The organism is Porcipelethomonas sp., assembly GCF_051893655.1.
Lineage (GTDB): Bacteria > Bacillota > Clostridia > Oscillospirales > Ruminococcaceae > Porcipelethomonas.
The window spans coordinates 1-3312 of sequence record NZ_JBJFHN010000054.1 but is presented as its reverse complement, the minus strand read 5'-3'; the positions used below and the strand labels follow the sequence as shown (position 1 = coordinate 3312).

3 protein-coding genes and 1 pseudogene are annotated in these 3312 nt (G+C 39.6%); all 4 read right to left on the bottom strand.

Translation table 11 applies throughout. The features are described 5' to 3' along the window. A pseudogene (locus ACI4WO_RS03210) lies at nt 1-365 on the bottom strand (pyridoxamine kinase); the annotation flags it as partial. Between the two features lie 20 nt (nt 366-385). After that, complete coding sequence (gene rsmI, locus ACI4WO_RS03205; protein ID WP_439806118.1) at nt 386-1210, bottom strand: 16S rRNA (cytidine(1402)-2'-O)-methyltransferase; 825 nt, start codon at nt 1208-1210, stop codon at nt 386-388. Further along, the gene (locus ACI4WO_RS03200) at nt 1210-1944 is read right to left on the bottom strand and encodes a tRNA1(Val) (adenine(37)-N6)-methyltransferase (RefSeq protein WP_439806117.1); all 735 of its coding nucleotides are present in this window, start codon (nt 1942-1944) and stop codon (nt 1210-1212) included. The genes rsmI and ACI4WO_RS03200 overlap by 1 nt, the downstream gene beginning before the upstream one ends. Before the next feature lie 123 nt (nt 1945-2067). Then, on the bottom strand, nt 2068-3312 hold a 1245-nt coding region (locus ACI4WO_RS03195), incomplete at its 5' end, for a S1C family serine protease (RefSeq protein WP_439806116.1).

Genomic DNA, 3312 nt, shown 5'->3' with positions numbered 1-3312 from the left:
GTTGATGTAGGATAAGGCTTACCGTTGTGCCCCATAACAGGATCAATAATTATACACGGTGGATTTTCAAATTTTTTTCTTTCGGAAATAAAATCAGCAGTAATTTTTATCTGACGTTCAGAACCCAGAAACCCACTGTAAATTCCGTCAAATTCTATATCGCTCAAATCGTTTATATAAGGTTCCATGCTGTCAGTAAGATCTGAAAAATAAAAGGATTTAAATCCGGTATGCTTTGATAACACAGCAGTCGGAACAGGACATGCCTGTACTCCGGCAGATGATATTATGGAGATCGCTGTTGTCAGCGAGCATCTTCCAAAACCGGATAAATCATTGATACATGCAGCTCTTGGTATTCTCATTTTGTGCCTCCTGTAATATATTAATTATTTACTATCCTGGAATAAAGCTGACTTTTGGTAAAATCAGTTTCTTTGGCTATTTTTTTACATGCCTCCGAGGGTTTGATTCCTTCATCTATCAGACTGCGGACCATATTTTCAGCCTGTTCAATTGTTATTTCAGAGTGATCAGGTTCCGGCGCACCTTCTATAACAAGTACATATTCACCCTTTGGTGGCTTGTCATTGTAATAGTCTATAGCTTCAGAAATTGTCATTCGCAGTACTTCTTCATGAATTTTGGTAAGCTCACGGCAGAGAGAAATTTTTCTGTCCCCGAAATATTTATAAAAGTCATTAAGGGTATTTAAAAGCTTATGAGGAGCTTCGTAAAAAACAAGAGTTCCTGTATCGTTTTTTACGCTTTCCAGATGTTCATATCTTTGCTTTTTATTGACTGATAAAAATCCCTCAAAGGAAAACCGTGAGGTCATAAGTCCTGACACCGCAATTGCAGATATAACGGCACTTGGTCCGGGAACTACCTTAACGTCAATTCCACGTTCTGCACATAATTTTACAAGTACTTCTCCCGGATCTGAAATACAGGGCATTCCGGCATCCGTAACAATGGCAGCGTTTTCACCATTCTGGATACGATCTGCAATATTCCGGGCACATTCCGGGGTACTGTGTCCGTGATAGCTTACAAGAGTTTTTTTAATTTCATATCTGTTAAGCAGTTTTAAGGTTACTCTTGTATCCTCAGCGGCAATAAAGTCAACGGATTCCAGTACTTTAAGCTGTCTGAAAGTAACGTCCTCCATATTTCCTATAGGTGTACCTACAACATATAAAGTTCCCATTAAATCCCCTCCTTGTTTTCAAGTCCCATACTGTATATTTGTTCAAGTTCCTGTGAATAACCGCTTCCGTTCCACACATAAAGCTGCGGCAACACCTTCATAAAGGGCTTGGAACCTTTTTTTCCTTCTATAAGAAAAAGCCACGGAGCAGTCTGTGGATTTTTGCTTACAAACCGGAGTTTTTTAGGTTCAATTCCATTGTTTTTCATAGCAGTTATAACATCGGCAAGTCTTTCCGGACGGTTGCACAGGCATAATCTGCCGCCGAATTTCAGCAGTCTGGAGGCTGCTTTGCATACATCGTCAATACTGCACAAAATTTCATGCCGGGCAATTTTATGAGCGTCAAGAGTGCTTTCAATACCGGCATTTGCTGCCTTGTAAGGAGGATTGCAGGTTACAAGACTTATTCCGCTTAAAGGTGCTTCCTGCCATAGCTCTTTAAGATCAGCACAGACAGGAGTGATGCTGTCAATTCCGTTTTTTTCAAGACTGATTTCAAGCTGTTTTACAGCAAGGGGCTGTATATCAACGGCATAGGTATGTTTTGGCGGACGGCTTCTCTGCATTATAAGCGGTATGATACCACATCCTGTTCCCAGATCGCAGACGATATCTTTTTGTTTGTATCCGGAAAAGTGTGCAAGCAAAAATGCGTCCGTTCCGAATCCGTGTTCACGGCTTACACAGACGCTTATACTGTCTGATAATTTTTCAAATTTAAATTCTTCCACAAAAACCTCCGAAACCCGAAAATTATACAATAAAATAATATCATATAAATAATAAAAATTCAATAGTATTATGCATAAATTAAAAGTTTCGCCTTAATCCCTTCCGGGAAGGCGAAACTTATTTTAAAAATCTCCTGATGTATCGGTCATCAGCTTGAATTCTATATCAAAATATTCAATATTTTTGTCCTTGTCAACTCTGGCACAGGTGGCATGTATCTTATCTCCGCCTTTTTTGCCTTTTATAGCTTCACTCAGCTGACTGTAATCAGAAATTTTTTTACCCTCTATTGAAACGATAAAATCCTTAGGTTTAAGCTCAGTATTTGAAATGTCGCAGTCGTCACTGATTTCTTCGATCCAGAGAGCACCTTCGAGTTCCTTTGGAATGTCAAATCCGAATTCACTCTTAAACTGAATATTTGCATAATCGCCGCTTGTGGAATAGAATGTAATTCCCACTCGTACTCTTCCGCTGACATACCCCTGAGAGATAAGTTCTTCAATTATGGGTTTTGCGTCATTTATAGTAATAGCAAAGCCTAATCCTTCAGAATTTGCAGTAACATACTTTGATGAAGTTATGCCAATGACCTGACCGTACATGTTAACCAGTGCACCTCCGGAATTTCCCGGACTTATGGCTGCGTTTGTCTGAATGCAGTTCATTTCAAAGCTTGTAGCGTCTGTACGTATTTTTCTGTCAAGACCTGACACAATACCGTCAGTTATAGAGCCTGTAAGTCCTGCCGGATTGCCTATAGCCACGACTGCTTCCCCCTGAACCACCTGATCTGAATTTCCCAGCACTGCCGGAGAGAGATCATGAGCATCAATTTTAATGACTGCAATATCCGTTTTGGCATCTCTGCCTATAATTTCTGCCGGATAAGATTTGCCGTCATATGTGTTAACAGTATATTTTTCCATTCCGTCAAGAACGTGAGTATTTGTTACAATATATCCGTCAGAGGTAATTATGATTCCTGAACCGCTGCATGAAACGATGTCAGTATCTTTTGAGGCATACGTGTAAATTTCAACGATCTGAGGTCTGACAACTGAAACCAGACCTTCAATTGTATATTTACCGTTCTCATCTGTCTGAACGTCTGCAATTTCAGGTTTGTCAGCAGTTTTTAAAGTTACATGGTTTTCCGGAAGTCTGCCGTAGTCATTAAGACTGCTGCTTCCGATATCAGAAGCCATGCAGTATATTGTAAGTACACATACTGCTGCAAAAATAAGAATAAGAAGTATTACAGCAGCCAGCCAGCCATTTTTTTTCTTTCTGACTGTGCGTGTGGTATGAACTGTATTGATAATTTCACTTTCTGCATTTTCAAAACTTTCCTGTTTTGTGTGACT

Bases quoted from the DNA above. Each gene is read 5' to 3' on its own strand.
- rsmI (WP_439806118.1), bottom strand. From the start codon at position 1,210: ATGGGAACTTTATATGTTGTAGGTACACCTATAGGAAATATGGAGGAC.